20 protein-coding genes are annotated in these 20974 nt (G+C 72.1%); 10 read left to right on the forward strand and 10 right to left on the reverse strand.

The window, feature by feature from the left end:
* Positions 1 to 38 precede the first annotated feature (38 nt).
* Both ACH4K4_RS10425 and ACH4K4_RS10430 read left to right on the forward strand, forming a co-directional pair.
* A complete protein-coding gene (locus ACH4K4_RS10425) occupies positions 39 to 1367 on the forward strand; it encodes a nicotinate phosphoribosyltransferase (RefSeq protein WP_398166230.1) in 1329 nt (442 codons plus the stop codon).
* Between the two features lie 192 nt (positions 1368 to 1559).
* The gene (locus ACH4K4_RS10430) at positions 1560 to 2159 is read left to right on the forward strand and encodes an isochorismatase family protein (protein ID WP_398166231.1); all 600 of its coding nucleotides are present in this window, start codon (positions 1560 to 1562) and stop codon (positions 2157 to 2159) included.
* Between the two features lie 514 nt (positions 2160 to 2673).
* Here ACH4K4_RS10430 and ACH4K4_RS10435 read toward each other — a convergent pair.
* Both ACH4K4_RS10435 and ACH4K4_RS10440 read right to left on the reverse strand, forming a co-directional pair.
* Positions 2674 to 2979 carry a hypothetical protein gene (locus tag ACH4K4_RS10435; RefSeq protein ID WP_398166232.1) on the reverse strand — a complete coding sequence of 102 codons (306 nt, stop codon included), beginning with the start codon at positions 2977 to 2979 and terminating at the stop codon, positions 2674 to 2676.
* A 116-nt stretch (positions 2980 to 3095) separates the two neighbouring features.
* Complete coding sequence (locus ACH4K4_RS10440; RefSeq protein WP_398166234.1) at positions 3096 to 5495, reverse strand: immune inhibitor A domain-containing protein; 2400 nt, start codon at positions 5493 to 5495, stop codon at positions 3096 to 3098.
* 388 nt (positions 5496 to 5883) lie between these two features.
* Here ACH4K4_RS10440 and ACH4K4_RS10445 point away from each other — a divergent pair, with 388 nt between their 5' ends.
* Complete coding sequence (locus ACH4K4_RS10445; protein WP_398166235.1) at positions 5884 to 6207, forward strand: hypothetical protein; 324 nt, start codon at positions 5884 to 5886, stop codon at positions 6205 to 6207.
* Positions 6208 to 6339: 132 nt separating this feature from the next.
* Here ACH4K4_RS10445 and ACH4K4_RS10450 read toward each other — a convergent pair whose 3' ends face one another.
* Positions 6340 to 7122 (reverse strand): RDD family protein, encoded by a 783-nt coding sequence (locus ACH4K4_RS10450; RefSeq protein WP_398166236.1) that lies wholly within the window; start codon positions 7120 to 7122, stop codon positions 6340 to 6342.
* A gap of 75 nt (positions 7123 to 7197) precedes the next feature.
* Positions 7198 to 8748 (reverse strand): RDD family protein, encoded by a 1551-nt coding sequence (locus ACH4K4_RS10455; protein ID WP_398166237.1) that lies wholly within the window; start codon positions 8746 to 8748, stop codon positions 7198 to 7200.
* 248 nt (positions 8749 to 8996) lie between these two features.
* Between ACH4K4_RS10455 and ACH4K4_RS10460 the strand changes: the two genes are divergently transcribed.
* A complete protein-coding gene (locus ACH4K4_RS10460; RefSeq protein WP_398166238.1) occupies positions 8997 to 9473 on the forward strand; it encodes an SsgA family sporulation/cell division regulator in 477 nt (158 codons plus the stop codon).
* A 36-nt stretch (positions 9474 to 9509) separates the two neighbouring features.
* On the opposite strand, the gene ACH4K4_RS10465 is transcribed toward ACH4K4_RS10460, so the two are convergent.
* The 4 genes from ACH4K4_RS10465 to ACH4K4_RS10480 form a co-directional block, all read right to left on the reverse strand.
* The gene (locus tag ACH4K4_RS10465; protein WP_398166239.1) at positions 9510 to 9920 is read right to left on the reverse strand and encodes a VOC family protein; all 411 of its coding nucleotides are present in this window, start codon (positions 9918 to 9920) and stop codon (positions 9510 to 9512) included.
* 160 nt (positions 9921 to 10080) lie between these two features.
* Positions 10081 to 11550, reverse strand: coding sequence for a dihydrolipoyl dehydrogenase family protein (locus tag ACH4K4_RS10470; protein ID WP_398166241.1), 1470 nt, complete (start codon positions 11548 to 11550; stop codon positions 10081 to 10083).
* A 110-nt stretch (positions 11551 to 11660) separates the two neighbouring features.
* A complete protein-coding gene (locus ACH4K4_RS10475) occupies positions 11661 to 11954 on the reverse strand; it encodes a ribosomal protein L7/L12 (protein WP_398166242.1) in 294 nt (97 codons plus the stop codon).
* A gap of 24 nt (positions 11955 to 11978) precedes the next feature.
* On the reverse strand, positions 11979 to 13343 hold the full coding sequence (locus ACH4K4_RS10480) for an FAD-binding oxidoreductase (RefSeq protein WP_398166243.1): 1365 nt from the start codon (positions 13341 to 13343) through the stop codon (positions 11979 to 11981).
* 138 nt (positions 13344 to 13481) lie between these two features.
* Between ACH4K4_RS10480 and surE the strand changes: the two genes are divergently transcribed.
* A complete protein-coding gene (gene surE, locus ACH4K4_RS10485; protein WP_398166245.1) occupies positions 13482 to 14465 on the forward strand; it encodes a 5'/3'-nucleotidase SurE in 984 nt (327 codons plus the stop codon).
* A 100-nt stretch (positions 14466 to 14565) separates the two neighbouring features.
* Here surE and hppD read toward each other — a convergent pair whose 3' ends face one another.
* The gene (gene hppD, locus ACH4K4_RS10490) at positions 14566 to 15711 is read right to left on the reverse strand and encodes a 4-hydroxyphenylpyruvate dioxygenase (protein ID WP_398166247.1); all 1146 of its coding nucleotides are present in this window, start codon (positions 15709 to 15711) and stop codon (positions 14566 to 14568) included.
* A gap of 129 nt (positions 15712 to 15840) precedes the next feature.
* On the opposite strand from hppD, the gene ACH4K4_RS10495 reads away from it, so the two are divergent.
* From ACH4K4_RS10495 to ACH4K4_RS10515, 5 genes are read left to right on the forward strand one after another with little or no spacing between them, the layout of a single operon-like run.
* Positions 15841 to 16308 (forward strand): Lrp/AsnC family transcriptional regulator, encoded by a 468-nt coding sequence (locus ACH4K4_RS10495; protein ID WP_073761201.1) that lies wholly within the window; start codon positions 15841 to 15843, stop codon positions 16306 to 16308.
* Positions 16309 to 16327: 19 nt separating this feature from the next.
* The gene (locus ACH4K4_RS10500) at positions 16328 to 16975 is read left to right on the forward strand and encodes an ABC transporter permease (protein WP_398166248.1); all 648 of its coding nucleotides are present in this window, start codon (positions 16328 to 16330) and stop codon (positions 16973 to 16975) included.
* Positions 16968 to 18221, forward strand: coding sequence for a betaine/proline/choline family ABC transporter ATP-binding protein (locus ACH4K4_RS10505; protein ID WP_398166249.1), 1254 nt, complete (start codon positions 16968 to 16970; stop codon positions 18219 to 18221). Before ACH4K4_RS10500 ends, ACH4K4_RS10505 begins: the two co-directional genes overlap by 8 nt.
* Complete coding sequence (locus ACH4K4_RS10510) at positions 18218 to 19111, forward strand: ABC transporter permease (RefSeq protein WP_398166251.1); 894 nt, start codon at positions 18218 to 18220, stop codon at positions 19109 to 19111. The genes ACH4K4_RS10505 and ACH4K4_RS10510 overlap by 4 nt, the downstream gene beginning before the upstream one ends.
* A complete protein-coding gene (locus tag ACH4K4_RS10515; protein WP_398166253.1) occupies positions 19108 to 20115 on the forward strand; it encodes a glycine betaine ABC transporter substrate-binding protein in 1008 nt (335 codons plus the stop codon). The genes ACH4K4_RS10510 and ACH4K4_RS10515 overlap by 4 nt, the downstream gene beginning before the upstream one ends.
* A 33-nt stretch (positions 20116 to 20148) precedes the next feature.
* On the opposite strand, the gene ACH4K4_RS10520 is transcribed toward ACH4K4_RS10515, so the two are convergent.
* Positions 20149 to 20928 (reverse strand): S16 family serine protease, encoded by a 780-nt coding sequence (locus ACH4K4_RS10520; RefSeq protein ID WP_398166254.1) that lies wholly within the window; start codon positions 20926 to 20928, stop codon positions 20149 to 20151.
* Positions 20929 to 20974 lie beyond the last annotated feature (46 nt).

Here is a 20974-nt window from a genome sequence, read left to right on the forward strand (position 1 = left end):
TCGTCAAAGTGACGAGTATGGGAGGTAGCATCCTCACCATGAACACAGCAGACCTGGGGCTGCCGGTGGCCGTGCCGTCGACTGCGCTCTTCACCGACCAGTACGAACTCACCATGCTGCAAGCCGCGCTGCGGTCCGGCACCGCCGACCGCCGCTCGGTCTTCGAGGTCTTCACCCGGCGCCTGCCCGAAGGACGCCGCTACGGCGTCGTCGCCGGAACCGGCCGGGTCCTGGACGCGGTGGAGAACTTCCGCTTCGACGAAACGATTCTCGGCTTCCTGCGCGAGCGCGGCATCCTCGACGAACCCACCCTTGCCTGGCTCGCCGGCTTCCGCTTCCGCGGCGACATCTGGGGCTACCCGGAGGGCGAGGTGTACTTCCCCGGCTCGCCGATCATGCGCGTGGAGGGCACCTTCGCCGAGGCCGTCCTCCTGGAGACGGTGATCCTCTCCATCCTCAACCACGACTCCGCGGTCGCCGCCGCCGCGTCCCGCATGGCCGTGGCCGCCGGCGACCGGCCGCTCATCGAGATGGGCGCCCGCCGCACCCACGAACTGGCCGCGGTCGCCGCCGCCCGTTCGGCCTACGTCGGCGGCTTCCACTCCACCTCCGACCTCGCGGCCGGCTTCCGCTACAACATCCCCACGGTCGGCACCAGCGCCCACTCCTTCACCCTGCTGCACGACAGCGAGCGCGACGCGTTCCGGGCACAGGTCGACTCGCTCGGCAGCGGCACGACCCTGCTCGTCGACACCTACGACGTCGCCGAAGCGGTCCGGACCGCCGTGCAGGTGGCCGGCCCCGGCCTCGGCGCCGTACGCATCGACTCCGGCGACCTGCTGCTGCTCGCCCACCGGGTCCGGCAGCAGCTCGACGAGCTCGGCGCCCGCGACACGAAGATCGTGGTCACCAGCGACCTCGACGAGTACGCCATCGCCTCCCTCGCGGCGGCGCCGGTGGACGCGTACGGCGTCGGCACCCAGCTGGTGACCGGCAGCGGACACCCCACCGCCTCGATGGTCTACAAACTGGTCGCCCGCGCCGACAGCGACGCGCCGGACGCGCCGCTGCGGCCGGTGGCGAAGAAGTCGATGGGCGGCAAGGCGTCGCTCGGCGGCCGCAAGTGGGCGGCACGCCGGCCGGACGAACACGGCGTCGCCGAGGCCGAGGTCATCGGCACCGGCCCCGTACCGCCCGAACTCGCCGACCGGCAGATCCCCGTCCCCCTGGTCCGCGGCGGCGAGATCGTCGCCCGCGAGCCGCTGGACGCGGCACGGGAACGGCACATCGCGGCGCGCGGCGGATTGCCGATGTCGGCGAACCAGCTGTCGCGGGGCGAGGCGGTGCTGCCGACGGAGCACGTCTGACCCTGGCGGGTGGGCGCCTGCGGTCCCGGCCGGTCCGGCCGGGACGGCCGCGTCGGCCGGGTCGCCCCCGACGGGCCTGGCAGCGCCTGCGGGCCCCCAGTGCCCACTCCCGCTCGGCGGACGTAGTGGCTACCCTCGGTCACATCGCTCCGCGCCCACTCACCCCCGCTCTCCAGCCGGAAGGCTCGCACCATGCACCGGGCATTGATCGTCGTTGACGTGCAGAACGATTTCTGCGAGGGCGGCAGCCTCGCCGTGGCAGGAGGTGCGGACGTGGCTGCCGCCATCACCGACCTGGTGGGGCAGGCCGCGGGCGTCGGCTACCGGCACATCGTGGCCACCAGGGACCACCACATCGACCCCGGCGGCCACTTCTCCCCCCGCCCCGACTACGAGACGTCCTGGCCCCCGCACTGCGTGGCCGGCACGGAGGGCAGCGGCTTCCACCCGAACTTCGCACCGGCGGTCGCTTCGGGGGCGATCGACGCGGTCTTCTCCAAGGGCGCGCACAGTGCCGCTTACAGCGGCTTCGAGGGCGTGGACGAGAACGGGCGGCCCCTGGCGGACTGGCTGCGCGACCACGGGGTGACCGAGGTGGACGTGGTCGGCCTCGCCACCGACCACTGCGTACGGGCCACGGCACTGGACGCGCTGAGCGAGGGCTTCCGCACACAGGTCCTACTGGACCTCACGGCGGGGGTGGCGCCCGGGACGACGGAGCGGGCGCTGGACGAGATGCGGGTGGCGGGGGTGAACCTTACGGGGAAGCCGGTGGTTAGTGGGGTGCGGTGAAGGTACGCGCGGTTCGCACTGGCGCGCGTCTCGCGCTGGCGCGCGTTTTGCGCGTTAGGTCCGGTGGGTGGGGGGCCGGGGCCCCGCAGGGGGCACTCTCCCCCAGCCTCCGGCCGGGGGACCCCCACACCGCACTCGCGGACGCCATGTCTTGAACACTGAACCTGGTGTGGCGAGCTGTCGGCTGCGGGGAGCCCCCTGCGTGTCCCCGGCCCCGGGCCCGGATAGCGGCTATCCCGCCATCGTGGCCGAGGCCCCCGGGTGGCGGTTGCGTTGCCACGCCTGGTTGCTGCGCTGCTGGTGTCCTTTCTTCTTCCCCACCCCACTCGCGCGGGGGCGCCAATCCGGCCGGAGGGGACGCGTAGGGGGGTGTCCCCGCAGCCGACAGCTCGCTTCTGCCAGGTTCAGTGTTCAAGACATGGTTCTCGCGAGTGCGGTGAGGAGTCACCCCCCTACGCGGCCCCGACCCCACCACAAATCAACGCAACCCCGCACGAAGCGCAAACGCCGCGCGCTAGCGCAATAGCGCACCTATCGGATGCCAAGACTCCGTGTCATCCTCCGGCGTCTCGCGCCAAACGAGACCATCCGGGTGATGCAGGACCGCCGTGATCTCGTCCGGCGTAGGCGGCACCGTGTTGCCGCGTAGGTACACCGCCCGGAGCCCCAGGTTGCGCAGCCTGGTCAAGGCGCGCTGCCGGTTGACCGCGTGGACCAACACCCGCACGCGGCGTCCGTTGTTGCCCGGTCTGGGCAGCGCGAGGGCCACCACCACGCTCCCGCCCGGGAGCCTGGTGAACCCACCTCCGGTGACCGGCACGGTTTCCCCCGTGAGACTAGACGTCAACAAGAACTCGCACGATGCATCTAAACGCGATCGGCCGCCGCCCGCTAGGGGGCGGCGGCCGATTGGGGTCTGACCTGGGGGTTTACCGGTTACTTCGTGGAGGGGCCGACCTGGAGGGTCACCGTGGAGCCGTCGTGGGCCTCCTTGGCGATCTTGATGCGGGTGTTGGTGTCAGCAACGATCACGCCACCGGTCGGGTTGGTCTCGTCGTAGTAGTCGCCCTTGCGGTCGTCGAAGACGGTGACGCCGGACTTCGACTTGATCTTCGTGACCTTGCCGTCCTTGTGCAGGACGAGCGCGTCCGTGCGCTGCCGGGTGAAGGTCGAGTCGTAGGACTGGAAGCGGTTGCGCATCAGCTTGCCGTCCGACCACTTCTCGGCCTTCGGGTGCGCGTCGACCGGCAGAATCTGCCCGTAACCGGGGTGCTGGCCCACGTTGTTGTCCGGCTGCGAGGTGTCCCACAGCCAGATCAGGACGCCGTTCTGGTACGGGAAGTGCTCGACCCACTGGGGGCGGGTGGACGCCCATCCGAAGTTGTACGGGCCCGACTTGAGGGTCTTGTCGTACGAGACGTACTGGCGGTTCTCGGCGATGTAGTAGCGCGGGTAGTCCTTGGTGAAGGACGCGCCGATGCGCGAGAAGCCCTTCGTCGCCCAGCCGTTGTCGCCGGCCTCGGCGCCGTCCGTGAACAGCGGCGTGCCGTCGGCGGTCACCGTGATCGCGTCGGCGGTGAAGCCCTTCTGCGCGGCGCCGCCGTCCGTCTGGTAGCGGAAGCGGAGGTCGATCTTCTTGCCGGCGTAGGCGTCGAGCGGGAAGACGAGGTCCTTGTAGGCGCCGGAGGTGCCGGTCAGGGCGGGCTTGTCGCCGCCGTCGCGGGTGATCGGCTTGCCGTCGGCGGTGCCGTCCAGCGGCGTGTAGTTGGCGCCGCCGTCCGTGGAGACCTCGGCGTAGGCGAAGTCGTAGTTCTGCTCGATGTCCCACCAGCCCTTGAGGGTCAGGGCGGCCTTCTTCTTGCCGGTGAGGTCGACGGGGCGGGAGAGGGTGTTCTTCAGGTCGTTGCCCATGCCGCTCCACCACTGCCGGGTGCCTTCGGCGGGCTTGACGACGTCGGTGCGGACCGTCTTGGCGGGGAGTTCGACGACCAGGGCCTGCTTGTTCTTGGTGTTGTACTCGGCTACGCCCAGGGTGTGGGTGGACTTGGTGGCCGCCTTGGCCTTGTCGTAGTTGAGCCAGCCGAGCTGGAGCTTGTCCCAGGCGCTCATGTCGCCGGGGAGGTCGCCTATGGAGTCCTTGCCGGTGCCGAGCCAGGAGCCGCCGGACATCAGGGACCAGGAGTCGACGGAGGATTCGCCGGTGCCGGTGGTGTCGTACTCGTCGGGCAGGCCGAGGTCGTGGCCGTACTCGTGGGCGAAGACGCCGAGGCCGCCGTTCTCGGGCTGCATCGTGTAGTCGCCGACCCAGATGCCGGTACTGCCGATCTGGGTGCCGCCCGCCTTGTTGCCGGCGGGCCCTGTGTGGCCGGAGTCGCTGCCGTACGCGTACCAGCGGTGCGCCCAGATGGCGTCGGTGCCCTGGGCGCCGCCGCCCGCGGACTCGTCCTCGCCGGCGTGCACGATCTGGAAGTGGTCGATGTAACCGTCGGGCTCGTTGAAGTTGCCGTCGTTGTCGTGGTCGTAGCGGTCCCACTGGTCGTACTTGGCGAGGTCGGCCTTGATCTGGGCGTCGGTGCGGCCCTTGGCCTTCTGGTCCTCGGCCCAGCGGTTGACGCCGTCGCGGATCAGGTCCCAGGCGCTGGCGCAGTTGGTGGAGCCGCAGAAGTTCGACCCGTAACGGGCCTCGTTCCAGTCGACCTTGACCCAGTCGGAGACCTCGCCGTCGACCGAGTAGCGGCCCGAGGACTGCTTCTCGTAGTACTTGGCCAGGGACTCCTTCTTCTTGTCGTGGGAGAAGTAGAGGTCCTGGAAGTGCCGGCGGTTGTAGTCCTTCTGCCAGGCGGTGGAGTTGTCGTTGCGGCGGTCGGGCTGCGCGATGGTGTTGTGCGCGGGCCCCGGCTTGCCGCCGTACTTCTTCACCGGGGGCTTGGGACCGTCGCCGTCCGGGTCGTACATCGTGGTGTCGTCGACCTTGTCGCCGAACTCGACCAGGATGGTGAAGATCTTGTCGGTCTTCTCGCGGGCGAGTTCGACGTACTTGCCCCGGTCCAGCTTCACGACCTGGGAGGCGCCGCGCCGGGTGGGCTTGGTGTCGCCGGATATGACCTGCTGGAGCGCTTCCTTGCGCTGGGCCGCCTGCTGGTCGCTGAACGGGCCCTTGAGGTCGTGGTCGACGGCCTGCTTGGCGGCGGCACCCGGGTCCTGCCGCTGGACGGCGAGCGGCCGGGGGCCGTCGTCGGCCTGCGCCGTCGCGCCGGAAGACAGGGCGGCCGCCCCGATCGCGGCGGCGGCCGTGGCCAGGGCGGCCGGTCTGAACGCCCGTCTCTTGGCTCTCACTTGGCGCATTCCTCCCCTAGGGAAACGGTCACTGGATGCCAGCATTTGACCGGAAGGGGGAGGGAAAAGACAGATCTTGACTTGGGCACGTCAGGGAAGTACGGTTTTCGGTCCTCTGATTGCGGCTATCGGACAGCTTGGTGAACGTTTCTGTACGTACCCGCACGCCCCCGGGCGGCTCCCCCGCGCCGCGCCGCACATACGCCAACTGACGCGCCGATCACGTCCGTTCAAACCAGGGATGATTCCGTGCGCCCCCTATGCTCCGGAACCGTGGGTTAGGTCACGCTTACCGCCAGTTCCGCTCGGGCAGTAAGGACCGTAGAGTCGTTTGACGGCGCGCCCCTGTCGACCACACCCCTGCCGACCTCTTGAGGACGGATCCGCCATGCCTCGTCCGACTGCCGCACAGCTCGCCTACGGTTCGGCCACCGTCGTCTTCGCCACCCTCGCCATGCTGCTGCTCTCCCAGACGCGGACCGGGGTGGGGATCGCGGTGATCGCCATCGCCGGTCTCGCGCTCGGCCTGCTCGTCGCCATGACCGCGCCGCTGCCGGGGACTTCCCGCGCGGCGCGCCGCCGTACGGCCGGCGGCTCCGGCGCTGCCGCACGGATGCCGGCCGCCCACCGCACGGTGGCCGCCCGCTTCCCGCGCCAGCGTACGCACGCGGGCGTCTCCTCCGAGGCGCGCGTCAGCGAGCACTCGCGTTAGTCGCCCGCCCGTGGCCGGTGGACGCGCGAAGGCGGCCGGGCACCTCTCTCGGGAGAGGTGCCCGGCCGCCTGTTGACGTATCGGTGCCGTAGGTAGGGGCCGCGGCCGCCGGGGGTGTCCGGCGGCCCGCCGTCAGGCCGTGGAGACCACCACGGTCTTCGCCGCCTTGTCGTGCAGGCACTGCTGGTACGGCCTGTCCCAGGTGCACCACAGGACGTTGACGAGCCAGAAGACGAACCCGCAGCACGGCACGATCTCGGGCAGTGTGTAGACCGCCGCGCGCACCCAGCCCGCCTGTCCGGCCGGCACCGCGCCGTTCTCCAGCATCCCGACCCGGATCTTCATCGCCATCTTGCCGACGGTCTGGCCGCGGCTGGTGAGCATCAGGCCCTCGTAGACGAGGTAGACGAGCATCGTGACGAGGGAGACGGACGCCTGGCGTCCGGTTTCCGTGCCGTCGGTCGTCCAGTAGTCGAACCCGCCGACGACCGCGCTCATGATCAGGCCGACCGGTACACAGATGATGATCCAGTCGATGATGCGGGCGACCAGGCGCCGGCCGCGGCCGGCCAGCGGCGGCATCCCGGCCAGCGGGTCGGCGGCACCGTACTGGTCGCCGTACGGGTTTCCCCCGTACGGGTCCCCGCCGTACGGCGGCGGGGGCATCCCCCCGGGCGGCGGACCGCTGCCCGGAGGCGGGGCACCGCCTCCGTACGGGGCGCCGCCGGCGGGCGTCTCACCGTACGGCGTGCCGTTGGAAGGCCGGTCGTACGGGGAGCCGCCGTACGGAGAACCGCCGGGAGGTTCCTGCCCGTACGGAGAACCGCCCGACGGCGGCTCCTGCGGCTTCTTCAGGAACGGGTCGTCCTCCGGCGGCTCGCCGCCGGAACCGGGCCTCGGCTGGTCGGTGCTCATGGCCCGAGTCGAACCCGGGCCGCCGGTCCCCGCATCCGGCGAGGGCCGGGCGGGTGACGCGGCCGGGCGGGCGGCCTACTTCTCCGCGACGAACGTCCGCGCGAACTTGTCGTGCCAGCACTGCCGCCACGGCCGGTCGAACAGGCACCACACGGCGTTGACGACCCCGACGGCCAGCACGCCGAGCACGCCGTACACCAGCCACCGCCTGATCACCGAGGACAGCGGCGGGGTGTCGTGGCTCTCGATGTCCAGCACCTTGACGCCGCACAGCTTCTTGCCGAGCGTATGGCCCCACTTGGCGGTGGGCAGCACCTCGTACAGGCCGCCGCCGATCAGCAGCACGGCGAGCACGATGGCGAGGTAGGGGCCGGTCGTGCCGTCGAGCAGGTAGACCGTGACCTGCCGCCCGGACTGCTTGGCGGCCTCGACCTTGGCGTCGATGTGGTCGGTGGCCGGGCCCCACAGCGGTACGGCGGCGGCACCGGTGATCACGGCCAGGACGAGCGTGTCGATCAGACGGGCGGCGAACCGGCGGCCCAGAGGGGCCGGGCGGCCCTGCGCCTGCGCGGCCGCCAGGAACGGGTCGGAGGCCGGCGGCTTCCAGGGGACGACGCCCTCGGGCGCGCCGCCGTCCTGCTGCGGCGGGAAACCGGGGAGGGGCGCGCCCTGGGCCTGGGGCGGTACGGGGGCGTGCGGCTGCGGGGCGGGCGCCGGGTTGGGCGCCGGCTGGGCCGGGGCCTGGGGCGCCGGCGCGTGCGGGGCCGGTGCCTGGACCTGGGGCGCCTGTTGCACCGGGAACGGCTGGTGCTGCACCGGTGGCGCGGCGGGTCCGGGTCCGTGCTGCGGCTGTACGGGCCCGTGCGGGGCCTGCTGGGCCGGGCCCTGGGCGGCGGCGGGTGCCGGGCCGCCGGGACCGGGCTGTCCGGGCGCCTGCTGCGGACCGGAGACGGCCGGCGGCTGCGCACCGGTGGACGGCAGGGGCTGCGGGGCGGTGGTCCCCGGCACGGGCGACGCGGGGGCGCCGCCGGGCGGCGGCGTGACCCGGATGGCCATCGTGTCGCTGCGCTTGCCGCCCGCGTCGCCGCCGGGGCCTACGGCGCGGATCGTGGTCGTGCCGTGGTCGCCGCTGCCCCGCGGGCCGTCGTCGTCCCGTACGGCGCGGATGGTGACCGTGCCCTCCGGGCGCGGCGCGTCCTCGCCGGGGGGCGTGGCGCTCGCGTCGGGCTCCTCGCGCTGCGGCGGCAGCCCGGCCTGCTGTTCCTCGGGCGAGCCCCAGGAGATACGGCGGTCCTGGTCGCCGCCGAAGCCGTTCTGCCGGGCGGTGTCGGCCTGCCACACGGAGGCGGGGCCCGCGGCCTCGGTCAGCCGGCCGTGCCCGTCCTCCTCTTCGAGGAAGACCGGGCCGGTCTCCTCCACGGCGGGGGCCGGGGCCGGCGCGGGGGCCTGGGTGGTGGCGCCGGGCGGCGGCGCGGGCATCGCCTCGCCCTCGGCGGGCGCCGGGCGGCTGGTGCCCGGCACCCATGCGGCACCGTTCCAGTACCGGATGTAGCCGGGGATGGACGGGTCCGGGTAGAAGCCTGGCGTGGGGCTGCCGCCGGCGGATCCTGAGGAAGGGGCGCTCATGTCCGTATTCCCGTATCTGTTCTCGGCCTGGTGTGGTGGGTGGGGCATGTGCAGTCTGCCGCAACGCAGCGTCCACATCTATCAGACCGAGGGCCGGCCCCGCCGTGCCGCCCGCGCGGGACCACCTGGAAGAGGCCCGCGAAAAAAGTTGTGCGAAGTCGCGTAATGGTCCGGGCGCTGCGGCCTCTATCCAGGTGCGGGCCCGTTACGAGGGGCCCGCAGCAGGTACAGACAGAGAGGCGGACCGCATGCACACCGTGGTGGAACGAGAGCTGGAGCTGGGTCTGGTCCTGTCGCCGGAGCGCAGCATTCCCGTACCGGCCCGGCTGACCTACCGAACGGACGACCCCTACGCCATCCACGTCACCTTCCACATCGGCTCGGACACCCCCGTCAACTGGACCTTCGCCCGTGAACTGCTCGTCGAGGGGGTGTTCCGGCCGTGCGGACACGGTGACGTGCGGGTGTGGCCCACGAAGGTGGACGGGCGCAGCGTGGTCTGCATGGCGCTCAGCTCGCCCGACGGGGAGGCGCTGCTGGAGGCGCCGGCCGCCGCGGTCTCGGCGTGGCTGGAGCGGACGCTGCGGGTGGTGCCGCCGGGGTCGGAGCAGGACCACCTGGGGCTGGACAAAGGGCTGAGCGAACTGCTCGCCATGACACCGCGGGACGACCTGTGGCTGTCCGACCCGTGGCCGTCCGACGAGTCGCCCGAGGCCGGGGCCTGAGGGCGTGTCGTACGGTCCGGGCCGGTTATACGCGGGTCAGGACGCGTCGGTACCGAGGTCCGCAAGGGTGAGACTCCGGGTGAGGAACTCGATGGCGTGGCCGTCCGGGTCGCTGACGTAGACCCCGCGGCCGCCCGCGCGGTGGTTGATCTGCTGCGGTTGCTGACGCCGCGGATCGGCCCAGTAGGCCAGCCCCCGCTCCCGGACGCGGCCGAAGATCTCGTCGAACTCGTCCTCCGTGACCAGGAACGCGAGGTGCTGCGGCACGATCGCGTCGGGTTTCACGATCGTGTCGGCGTAGTCGATGGTCAGGCCGTTCGCGACCGAGACGGCGGCGAAGGGCCCGAAGGCCTCCGGTTCGCCGACGCCGGCCAGCTCCGAGAGGAAGCGCGCGGACGCGAACTTGTCGGTGGCGTGGACGACCGTGTGGTCGAGTTGTACGGGCACGGTGGACCTCCTGCAAAGGCCGGTGCTTCCAGGGCCGTTGGTACGTTCACCGCTGACCGTACGGCGGCCCGCGCGGCCGGGGTATCGGCATTCGGTCCTACGCCGCACGCCCCGTCCGCACGTCCTAGGCCGCAAGGCCCGGCCGCGCCCGTGGCGGTGCTCAGCCCCGGTACGTCTCCAGCAGCCGCAGCCACACCTCGCTGATCGTCGGGTAGGCGGGCACCGCGTGCCACAGCCGGCTCAGGGGGACCTCGCCGGCCACCGCGACCGTTGCCGAGTGGAGGAGTTCGCCCACCGCGGGGCCGACGAAGGTGACGCCGAGGAGGACCTCGCGGTCCAGGTCGACGATCATGCGGGCGCGGCCGCGGTAGCCGTCGGCGTAGAGGCCGGCGCCCGCGACGTTGCCGAGGTCGTAGTCGACGACGCGGGTGCGGTGGCCGGCGCGTTCGGCTTCGGCGGCGGTCGGGCCGACCGAGGCGACCTCGGGGTCGGTGAAGACGACCTGCGGTACGGCCGCGGTGTCGGCCGTCGCCGCGTGCGCGCCCCAGCGGGCGGTGTCCGGGGACGCCTCGCCCCTGGCGCGGGCGGCGATGGCGGCGCCCGCGATGCGGGCCTGGTACTTGCCCTGGTGGGTCAGCAGCGCGCGGTGGTTGACGTCGCCGACGGCGTACAGCCAGCCGTCCGCCACGTCCCGTACCCGGCAGGTGTCGTCCACCTCCAGCCACGAGCCGGGCTCCAGGCCCACCGTCTCCAGGCCGAGGCCGTCGGTGCGGGGCGCGCGGCCGGTGGCGAACAGGACCTCGTCGGCGACGATCTCCTCGCCGTCGTCGAGGACGACGGTGGCCGGTCCGTTGGGCATCTCGCGGCGCATCGCGCTCACCGAGACGCCGGTACGGACGACGGCGCCCGCCTCGGTCAGCGCCTCGGCGACCAGTTCGCCCGCGAAGGGCTCCATCTTGGGCAGCAGCCCGCCGCCGCGCACCAGGACGGTCACCGCCGAGCCCAGGGCCCGCCACGCGGTGGCCATCTCGACGCCGACGACGCCGCCGCCGACCACGACCAGGCGCGGCGGTACGGACTGCGCGCTGGTCGCCTCGCGGCTGGTCCAGGGGCGGGCGGCGGCGAGGCCCGGCAGGTCGGGCAGCACGGCGCGGCTGCCGGTGCAGACGGCGACGGCGTGCCGGGCGGTCAGGACGCGTTCCCCGCCGCCGTCCGGGCCGGTGGCGACCACCACGCGCCGGGGGCCGTCCAGGCGGGCCCGGCCGCGTACGAAGTCGATGCCGGCCGAGTCCAGCCACCGGACCTGGCCGTCGTCCTTCCAGTGGGACGCGAACGCGTCGCGGTGGGCGAGCACCGCCTTGGCGTCCAGCGGCGCGGCCGCCGCGTGGCGCAGGCCGGGGACGCGCTGCGCGTCGGCGCGGGCGGTGACCGGGCGCAGCAGCGCCTTGCTGGGCATGCAGGCCCAGTACGAGCACTCGCCGCCGACGAGCTCGCTCTCCACGATCACCACGCTCAGGCCGAGGGCGTGCGCCCGGTCGGCGACGTTCTCCCCGGTCGGCCCGGCGCCCAGCACGACGACGTCGTACGTGTCGTGGCCCGCGGCCTTGTCGGCCCCTGTGGTCGTCGGCATCGCTCATCGCTCCCTGCGTCGGCGTCGTGGCAATGGGTCCATCCTCTTCCCGGGGGCCCGGCCCGGCCACACGTATCGAGGCATTCGCCGGGCGGCGGGGGCACCGGCTCTCAGCCTTGCCGGCGCTCCACGGCCTCCTTGGCCTCGACCAGTCCCGCGCCGGTCAGTTCGCGGTAGCGCTTGATCGCCTCGATCTTCTTGCCCTTGTGCAACAGGGCGTCGATCTCGGCGATGCCCTCGGGGCCGGTCTCCTCGACGCCGAGGTGTTCCATGATCAGGTCCAGCTTGCGGTCCATGCGCCGGAGGCGGCGTTCGAGCGTCTTGTGGCGGGCGTCCATGGTGGAGGCGAGTACGACGATGACGACGGCCGCGGCGCCGATGATGGTCCAGAGGTCGGAGTTCATGGCCCTGACCCTAGAAGGTGCCGGTCAGAACAGCTTCCCCGGGTTGAGCAGGCCCAGCGGGTCGAAGACGGCCTTGATGCCGCGCTGGAGTTCCAGGCCCACCGGGCCCAGCTCGCGGGCCAGCCACTCCTTCTTCAGGACGCCGACGCCGTGTTCGCCGGTGATCGTGCCGCCCAGTTCCAGGCCGAGCGCCATGATCTCGTCGAAGGACTCGCGGGCGCGCCGGGACTCGTCGGGGTCGTGGGCGTCGAAGCAGACGGTGGGGTGGGTGTTGCCGTCGCCCGCGTGTGCGCACACGCCGATGACCAGGTCGTACTTCTCGGCGATGGCGGCGGTGCCGTCGAGCATCGCGGCGAGCTGCGAGCGCGGTACGCACACGTCGTCGATCATCGTGGCGGACTTGACGCCTTCCAGGGCGGTGAGGGTCAGCCGCCGCGCCTGGAGGAGCAGGTCGGACTCGGCCGGGGTGTCGGCCGGTACGACCTCGGTGGCGCCGGCGGCCTTGCACAGTTCGCCGACGGCGGCGAGGTCGGCGGCCGGTTCGGGGGTGTCGAAGGCGGCGAGGAGCAGCGCCTCGGTGCTGTCGGGCAGGCCCATGTTGGCCATCGCGTTGACGGCGCGGATGCTCGTACGGTCCATGAGTTCGAGCAGGGAGGGCGCGTGGCCGCGCGCCATGATCTCGCAGACGGCCTCGCACGCCGCCGCCGTGGAGGCGAACTCGGCGGCGAGCGCGAGTTGCCGGGGCGGCTCGGGCTTGAGGGCGAGGACGGCGCGTACGACGATGCCGAGGCTGCCCTCGGAGCCGACGAAGAGGCGGGTGAGGTCGTAGCCCGCCACGCCTTTGGCGGTGCGCCGGCCGGTCTTCAGCAGCCGCCCGTCGGCGAGGACGACGTCCAGGCCGAGGACGTACTCGGCGGTGACGCCGTACTTGACGCAGCACAGGCCGCCGGAGGCGGTGCCGATGTTGCCGCCGATGGAGCACTCCTCCCAGCTGGAGGGGTCCGGCGGGTAGTAGAGGCCGTGCTCGTTGACCGCGCGGGAGAGGACCGCGTTGACGACGCCGGGCTCGACGACGGCGATCCGGTCGACGGGGTTGATCTCGATGATCCGGTCCATCTTGACCAGGGAGAGCACGATGCACCCGTCGGAGGCGTTGGCGGCGCCCGACAGGCCGGTGCGCGCCCCCTGGGGGACGACCGGTACGCGCAGTTCGGTGGCGGTGCGCATCACGTGCTGGACCTGCTCGACCGTGCGCGGCAGGACGACGACGGCGGGGGTGCCGGCCGCGCAGAAACTCGCCATGTCGTGGGCGTAGGCGCCGGTGACGTCGGGGTCGGTGAGGATCGCTTCCCCGGGGAGGGCTTCGCGCAGGCGTGCGATGAGGTCCATGCCGCCAGCCTCCCATCCGTGGGCCGTACACGGAAGATCCCCGCCGGCTCCCCCACGAGGCCCTCTCCCCTTGGCCAGGCCGCCGGGTCTACGGTGCGCGGGCTCCGCATCCGGTGTGCGTTCCAGTCAGGGGGACCGATGTCGGTACGTGAACGGAAGACGACCGCCGCCGCACGCCGCAGAGCCGGTGGTCTGGGCTGTGCGGCCGCCGCGGCGGGCCTGCTCGTCGCGGGCTCGGGGCCGGTCGCCACGGGCCGGCCGGCGGCTCCGGCGCCCGGCCGCCCGCTGTCCGTCCTCATCAGCAACGACGACGGTTTCCGCCACCCGTACATCCGGGCGCTCCAGGCCGCCCTGAAGAAGGCCGGGCACACGGCGGTGATCGTCGCGCCCGCCCAGGACATGAGCGGGCACGGTACACGCATGACCTTCACGCCGGGCGCCTCCCTGCGCGCCGAGGAGACGGAGCCGGACGTGTGGTCGGTCGGCGGCTCGCCCGGCGACTCCGTGGCCTTCGGCGTCCAGCGGGTCTTCACGGCGCGGACCGGCCGGCCGCCCGACCTGGTCGTCTCGGGCGTCAACCCCGGGCCCAACACCGGTTTCGCCGTCAACCACTCGGGCACGGTGGGGGCCACGGTCGCCGCCGCGGACGCGGGCGTACCGGCCCTGGCCGTCAGCGCCGGGTACGACGCGGGCGACCCGCGGAACCCGTTCCCCTCGGCGGCGCGGGCCGTGGACTTCACGGTCCGTACCGTCGCGCGGCTGGCGGCCACCGCGCACGGCGGCGCGTTGCTGCCGTACGGGACCGCGCTGAACGTCAACTACCCGGCGCGCCCGGACGGCGGGCTCGCCTTCACCAACGTGGGCACCGCGCGCCACGTCGCCGTCGGCTACGTACCCGACCCCGCGACCTGCGCCACGTGCTACAAGGTGCGGCTGGAGCAGGACCCCGACGCGCCGGAGCGGGTGCCGGCCGCCGACACGACGGCGCTGGCCGCGAACGACGTGTCGGTCTCGCTGCTGACCGGGGACTGGGGCGCCCGCGGCTTCGCCCCGGCCCGCCGTCCGCCGTCCGGGAAGGAGGCGGAGCGCACCCGGGCCCGGCTGTACGGGCTGCGTCCCTGAGGGCCGGGGCCGGGCGCGCCGCCCCCCTCGGGAAGGGCCGCGGCCCCGCCGGGCCGGGTCCGGCGGGGCCGCGGGGCGGGGGGTGGCGTCCTGGGGGCGGTCAGAGGTTGCCGCGCCGCTCCTGCTCGCGCTCGATCGCCTCGAAGAGGGCCTTGAAGTTGCCCTTGCCGAAGCCCAGGGAACCGTGCCGCTCGATCAGTTCGAAGAAGACGGTCGGGCGGTCCTGGACGGGCTTGGTGAAAATCTGCAGCAGGTAGCCGTCCTCGTCGCGGTCGACGAGGATCTTCAGCTCGCGCAGCGTCTCGACCGGGACGCGGGTCTCGCCCGCCCACTCGCCGAGGGTGTCGTAGTACGAGTCCGGGGTGTCCAGGAAGTCGACGCCCGCCTCGCGCATGGCCCGTACGCTCGCGACGATGTCGTTGGTGGCGAGCGCGATGTGCTGGCAGCCGGGCCCGCCGTAGAACTCCAGGTACTCGTCGATCTGCGACTTCTTCTTCGCGATGGCCGGCTCGTTGAGCGGGAACTTCACCTTGCGGGTGCCGTCCGCGACCACCTTCGACATCAGCGCGCTGTACTCGGTGGCGATGTCGGAGCCGACGAACTCCTTCATGTTCGTGAAGCCCATGACGTTGTTGTAGAACGTCACCCACTCGTCCATCTTGCCGAGTTCGACGTTGCCGACACAGTGGTCGATGGCCTGGAAGCGGCGCGGCCCCGGCGCGACGATCGGGTCGGCGGCGACGTAGCCGGGCAGGTAGGGGCCTTCGTAACGGGAGCGCTCGACCAGGGTGTGCCGGGTCTTGCCGTACGTGGCGATGGAGGCGCGCACGACGATGCCGTGCTCGTCCTTGGTCTCGTACGGCTCCTCGATGCCGGTGGCGCCGTGCTCCAGGGCGTAGGCATAGGCGGCACGCGCGTCCGGCACCTCTATCGCGAGGTCGATGACGCCGTCGCCGTGCGCGGCGACGTGGTCGGCCAGGAAGCGGCCCCAGTCCGTGGACGGCTTGATGACGGAGGTGAACACGAAGCGGGCGCCGCCGGATTCGAGCACGTAACTGGCGGTCTCGCGGCTGCCGTTCTCCGGTCCGGAGTAGGCGACGCGCTTCATGCCGAAGGCGGTGGCGTAGTAGTGCGCTGCCTGCTTGGCGTTGCCGACGGCGAAGACGACCGCGTCCATCCCCTTGACCGGGAAGGGATCGGCCTGCCGCGCAGTGGTGGGGGTGGTGGGGTCCGTGGTCTGAGTCATGCCCGCAGACTCTCCCTGGGCCACAAGATGCGCAATAGTTTGCGCATTCACTGGGCAGTATGCATAGCGAACTGGCCAGTTCGCCGGACGTTTCGCACATGATGACCATTGATTTCGGAGGCAACGACCGTGGCGATCGATCATTTGGACGGCAGGCTGCTGGAGCTGCTCGCCGAGGAGCCGCGCATCGGCGTACTGGAGGCTTCGCGCCGGCTCGGGGTGGCGCGCGGCACGGCGCAGGCGCGCCTGGACCGGCTTCAGTCGAACGGAGTGATCCGGGGGTTCGGCCCGGACGTGGACCCGGCGGCGCTGGGCTACCCCGTCACCGCCTTCGCGACCCTGGAGATCAAACAGGGCCAAGGAGCGGACGTGCGGGCGCACTTGGCGTCCGTCCCGGAAGTGCTGGAGCTGCATACAACGACGGGACATGGGGACATGCTGTGCAGACTCGTTGCCCGTTCCAACGCCGATCTGCAACGGGTGATCGACCGCGTGGTGGGCTTTGATGGCATCATGCGGGCTTCCACCGCGATCGTCATGGAGAACCCGGTTCCGTTGCGCATCATCCCCCTGGTCAAACAGGCATCGGGGGACTGACCGACCGAGGAGAGCGCGTGTGAGCTTCTGGGAGTACGTCGGCAACCGGCACGCCCAGCTGCTGACGGATACGTTTCAGCACGCCAGCGCCGTCTTCCAGTGCATGGTGGCCGCCACCGTGCTCGGAGTGCTGCTGGGCGTCGCCACCTACCGCAGCGAATGGGCCGGGAACCTGGCCACCGCCACGACCGCGACCATCCTGACGGTGCCCTCACTCGCCCTGATCGGCCTGCTGGTGCCGATCGTCGGCCTCGGCGTGGCACCCACCGTCACCGCCCTGACCCTGTACGGGCTGCTGCCGGTCGTCCGCAACGCCGTCGTCGGGCTGCGCGGCGTCGACCCCGCGCTGATCGACGCCGCCAAGGGCATCGGGATGTCCCGCGCGGCCCGGCTGCTGCGGGTCGAGCTGCCGCTGGCCTGGCCGCCGATCCTGACCGGCATCCGGGTCTCCACCCAGATGCTGATGGGCATCGCGGCCATCGCCGCCTACGCGTCCGGGCCGGGCCTGGGCAACGAGATCTTCCGCGGCATCTCCTCCCTGGGCAGCGCCAACGCGCTCAACCAGGTGCTGTCCGGGACGCTCGGGATCGTCGTCCTGGCCCTGTTCTTCGACGCCGCGTACGTCGTCCTCGGACGCCTGACCATCTCCAGGGGGATCCGTGCCTGACACCACCGCCTCCGGCGCCGGCATCGCGCTGGAGGACCTGACCAAGCTCTATCCGGGCAACCCCACGCCCGCGGTCGACAACGTGAACATGGACATCAAGCCGGGCGAGACGGTGATCCTCGTGGGCCCCTCGGGCTGCGGCAAGTCCACCACGCTGAAAATGATCAACCGGCTGATCGAGCCCACCTCCGGGCGGATCAGGATCGGCGACGAGGACGTGACCGGCATCGACCCGGTCAGGCTGCGCCGCAAGGTCGGGTACGCCATCCAGTCCTCCGGGCTCTTCCCGCACATGACCGTCGCCCAGAACATCGCCCTCGTCCCGAAGATGACCGGCTGGCCGAAGGCGAAGGTCGCCGACCGCGTCGAGGAGATGCTCGACCTGGTCGGACTGGACCCGCGCGAGTTCCACGGCCGCTACCCGCGGCAGCTGTCCGGCGGGCAGCAGCAGCGGGTCGGCGTGGCGCGGGCGCTCGCCGCCGACCCGCCCGTCCTGCTCATGGACGAGCCGTTCGGCGCCGTGGACCCGATCACCCGCGACCACCTCCAGGACGAGCTGATCCGGCTCCAGCACGAGCTGCGCAAGACGATCGTCTTCGTCACCCACGACTTCGACGAGGCGATCAAGCTGGGCGACCGCATCGCGGTGCTGCGCGAGAGATCGCACATCGCCCAGTTCGACACGCCCGAGGCGATCCTCACCAACCCCGCCGACGACTTCGTCTCCGGCTTCGTCGGCGCGGGCGCGGCCCTCAAACGGCTCAACCTCACCCGCGTACGGGACGTCGGCGTCGTCGACTTCCCCACCGCTTCCGTGGAGGACCCGCTCCAGTCCATCTTCGACCTGCTGCGCTCCGGCACCACCAACGAGATCCTGCTGCTGGACCGGCACCGGCGCCCGTACAAGTGGCTGCGCCGCGGCGACCTGATGCGCGCCAAGGGCTCGCTGGCCCGCGCCGGCACGCTGGTGCACGACACGGTCACCCGCGACGCGACGCTGCGCGACGCGCTGGAGGCGGTGCTCACCGACAACGCGGGCCGGGTCGCGGTCACCGGGCGGCGCGGCGCGTACCTCGGCGTGGTCGACATGGAGACGCTGATGAACAACGTCCACGAACTGCTGGAGGCGGACCGGCTGGACGCCCTCGAACACCGGCACGAGCTGGAGGAGCAGCGCGCGCGGCAGACCAGGCTGGCCCAGGAGGGCGTCGACCCGGCGGGCGGCGCGCAGGAGGTCAAGGCGTGAGCCCCCGGGACGGGCGCCGGCCGCCGAAGGACGAACGGCCGCCGGGCGAGCACGAGGTGCGCGGGCTGGCCTTCCGCGACGAGGTGCGGGGCGGGGAGCCGGGGCCGCTCGCGGCGGAGCCCGAACCGAAGGCGTGGGGCGGACGGCCGCCGCGGCGCATCACCTGGAAGAAGGCGGTCACGCTGCCCGCCGTGCTGGCGGTGGTGCTGCTCGCCACCTGGCTGTGGTTCCGCGGCGCGCGGCTGGACTCGATCGCGCACCAGGCGGTGGACGGCGGCAAGGTGGGGCTGGCGCTGCGCCAGCACGTACAGCTGACCGCGGTCTCCACCTTCTTCGTCCTGGTCATCGCCATTCCGCTGGGCATCGCGCTGACCCGGGCCAGGCTGCGGCGGGCCTCGCCGTTCGCCGTGGCGGCGGCCAACCTCGGGCAGGCGGTGCCGGCGCTGGGCCTGCTGGTGCTGCTGGTCATCTGGCTCGGCATCGGGCCGGGGGCCGCCGTCACCGGCATGGTGATCTACGCCGTACTGCCGGTGCTGGCCAACACCATCGCGGGCCTGAAAGCCATCGACCCGACGCTGACCGAGGCCGCCCGCGGCATCGGCATGTCGGCGGCCGGCGTCCTGGCGAAGGTCGAACTGCCGCTGGCCGTACCGCTGATCCTGGCGGGCGTGCGCACCGCGCTGGTCCTCAACGTCGGCACCGCGACCCTGGCCACGTTCGGCGGGGGCGGCGGGCTCGGCGACCTGATCTCCGCGGGCATCATCACCCAGCGCATGCCGGTGCTGGTGCTCGGTTCCGTCCTGACGGTGGTGCTGGCGCTGCTCGTCGACTGGCTGGCATCCCTCGTCGAACTGCTGCTGCGCCCGCGCGGGCTGGAGGTGGCGGAATGAAGACAGCCGTACGGCGGCGGGCCCGCGGGTCGGCGGCGCGTGCCGCGGTGGCCGGCTTGCTGCTGTCCGCGGCCGGGCCGGTCGGCTGCGGCCTGGTCAGCGGCAGCCCGATGAGCGACGACGTCCGGCCCGGCACGCTCGGCCGTGGACTGCCCCTGAAGGGCGCCGAACTGACCGTCACGTCCAAGGAGTTCACCGAGAACATCATCCTCGGCCAGCTCATGGGGCTGGTCTTCAAGGCGGCCGGGGCCACGGTCGTCGACAAGACCAACATCCAGGGCTCGATCGGCGCCCGCGAGGCGGTGAAGTCCGGTACGGCGGACGGGATGTACGAGTACACCGGCACCGGCTGGATCACCTACCTCGGCCACGAGCGGCCCATCACCGACCCGCAAAAGCAGTGGGAGGCGGTGCGCGACGGCGACCGGGCCAACGGCCTGGAGTGGCTGCCGCAGTCGAAGCTGAACAACACCTACGCGCTGGCGCTGAACGACGCCCACTTCAAGCGGCTGGGCGTCAAGACGCTCTCGGACGTCGCCGAGCTGTCCCGGAAGGACCCGGGCGCGGTCACCCTGTGCGCGGAGGCCGAGTTCTCCGCGCGCAACGACGGCCTGCCGGGCATGGCCAAGGCGTACGGCATGAGCATCCCGGCGGGCAACGTCAAGAAGATGACCAGCGGCGTCGTCTACACGCAGGCGGCGCAGGGCACGTCCTGCACGTTCGGCGAGGTCTACACGACGGACGGCCGGATCAAGGCGATGGGCCTGCACGTCCTGCAGGACGACCGGCACTTCTTCCCCAACTACAACGCGGCGCCCGAGATGAACGCGGCGACGATGAAGAAGTACCCGCAGATCGCCGGCCTCCTCGCGCCCGTCACCAAGGCCCTGGACAACGCCGTCGCGCAGCGCCTGAACGCGAAGGTGGACGTGGAGGGCCAGGACCCGCACGAGGTCGCCAAGGACTGGCTGGTCGAGAAGGGGTTCGTCAAGGACGGGGGCTGAGGGCGCCGCGCGGGCCGTGCCGGGGGCGGGTGGTCAGCAGCTGGGCACCGTGCCGCCGGACTTCAGCGCCTTGAGCGCGTCCACCGTGCCGGCGAGCGTGGTGACGGGGACCAGCCGCAGGCCCTCCGGCAGCTCCGCCTGCGCGTCCTTGCACTCCGACTTGGGGACCAGGAAGACCGTGGCGCCGTCGCGGCCCGCGGCCTGCGTCTTCAGGGCCACGCCGCCGACGGCGCCGACCTCGCCGTCCGCGCTGATCGTGCCGGTGCCCGCGATCTTCTGCCCGCCGGTCAGGTCGCCGCCCCTGCCGTCGCCGGCCAGCTTGTCGATGATGCCCAGCGAGAACAGCAGGCCGGCGCTGGGCCCGCCGATCGTGCCCAGGTCCAGCTTGACCCGGACGTCCTTGTCGCTCTTGTGGAGGTAGTTCAGGGCCGCCTTGGTGGCGACGTCCTGGGAGGACCGCATGTCCTTCAGGTTGTGCTCCACGGCCTTCTCGGCGGTGTCGCCGACCGGGTAGACCGACTCGACCGGCATCACGGCCTGGTTCGTGCGGAACCAGCCCTTGACGACGTCCGGCAGCCGGACGGTGGCGTCGGGGCCGGTCGCCACGATGGCCGCCATCCGCAGCTGCCCGCTGGTCTCGCGGGTCGGCGCGCCGGTGATGGTGATCACCTGCTTGCCCTTGTGCTTGCCGAGCACGTCCGCCGTGTCGCCGGGGAAGGCGACCGAGAACGGCAGCGGCGCGAGGGCCACGGTGGCGAGGAGCGCGATGACCAGGGCCGTGCAGATCCCCAGGGCGCGGGTGCGAGAAGACACCCCGCCACCCTAGATGACCTCGGGCCCGGACAGCTCACCACGGGCA

Source organism: Streptomyces sp. NPDC017529, assembly GCF_044329785.1.
In the GTDB taxonomy this organism is placed as follows: Bacteria; Actinomycetota; Actinomycetes; order Streptomycetales; family Streptomycetaceae; genus Streptomyces.

What these genes read in the sequence shown, in the direction of transcription:
- hppD (WP_398166247.1), bottom strand. Translation starts at nt 15,711, where the DNA reads ATGACTCAGACCACGGACCCCACCACCCCCACCACTGCGCGGCAGGCC.
- ACH4K4_RS10445 (WP_398166235.1), top strand. Translation starts at nt 5,884, where the DNA reads ATGCCTCGTCCGACTGCCGCACAGCTCGCCTACGGTTCGGCCACCGTC.
- ACH4K4_RS10425 (WP_398166230.1), top strand. Translation starts at nt 39, where the DNA reads ATGAACACAGCAGACCTGGGGCTGCCGGTGGCCGTGCCGTCGACTGCG.
- ACH4K4_RS10480 (WP_398166243.1), bottom strand. Translation starts at nt 13,343, where the DNA reads ATGGACCTCATCGCACGCCTGCGCGAAGCCCTCCCCGGGGAAGCGATC.
- ACH4K4_RS10430 (WP_398166231.1), top strand. Translation starts at nt 1,560, where the DNA reads ATGCACCGGGCATTGATCGTCGTTGACGTGCAGAACGATTTCTGCGAG.
- ACH4K4_RS10455 (WP_398166237.1), bottom strand. Translation starts at nt 8,748, where the DNA reads ATGAGCGCCCCTTCCTCAGGATCCGCCGGCGGCAGCCCCACGCCAGGC.
- surE (WP_398166245.1), top strand. Translation starts at nt 13,482, where the DNA reads ATGTCGGTACGTGAACGGAAGACGACCGCCGCCGCACGCCGCAGAGCC.
- ACH4K4_RS10475 (WP_398166242.1), bottom strand. Translation starts at nt 11,954, where the DNA reads ATGAACTCCGACCTCTGGACCATCATCGGCGCCGCGGCCGTCGTCATC.
- ACH4K4_RS10470 (WP_398166241.1), bottom strand. Translation starts at nt 11,550, where the DNA reads ATGCCGACGACCACAGGGGCCGACAAGGCCGCGGGCCACGACACGTAC.
- ACH4K4_RS10515 (WP_398166253.1), top strand. Translation starts at nt 19,108, where the DNA reads ATGAAGACAGCCGTACGGCGGCGGGCCCGCGGGTCGGCGGCGCGTGCC.
- ACH4K4_RS10450 (WP_398166236.1), bottom strand. Translation starts at nt 7,122, where the DNA reads ATGAGCACCGACCAGCCGAGGCCCGGTTCCGGCGGCGAGCCGCCGGAG.
- ACH4K4_RS10460 (WP_398166238.1), top strand. Translation starts at nt 8,997, where the DNA reads ATGCACACCGTGGTGGAACGAGAGCTGGAGCTGGGTCTGGTCCTGTCG.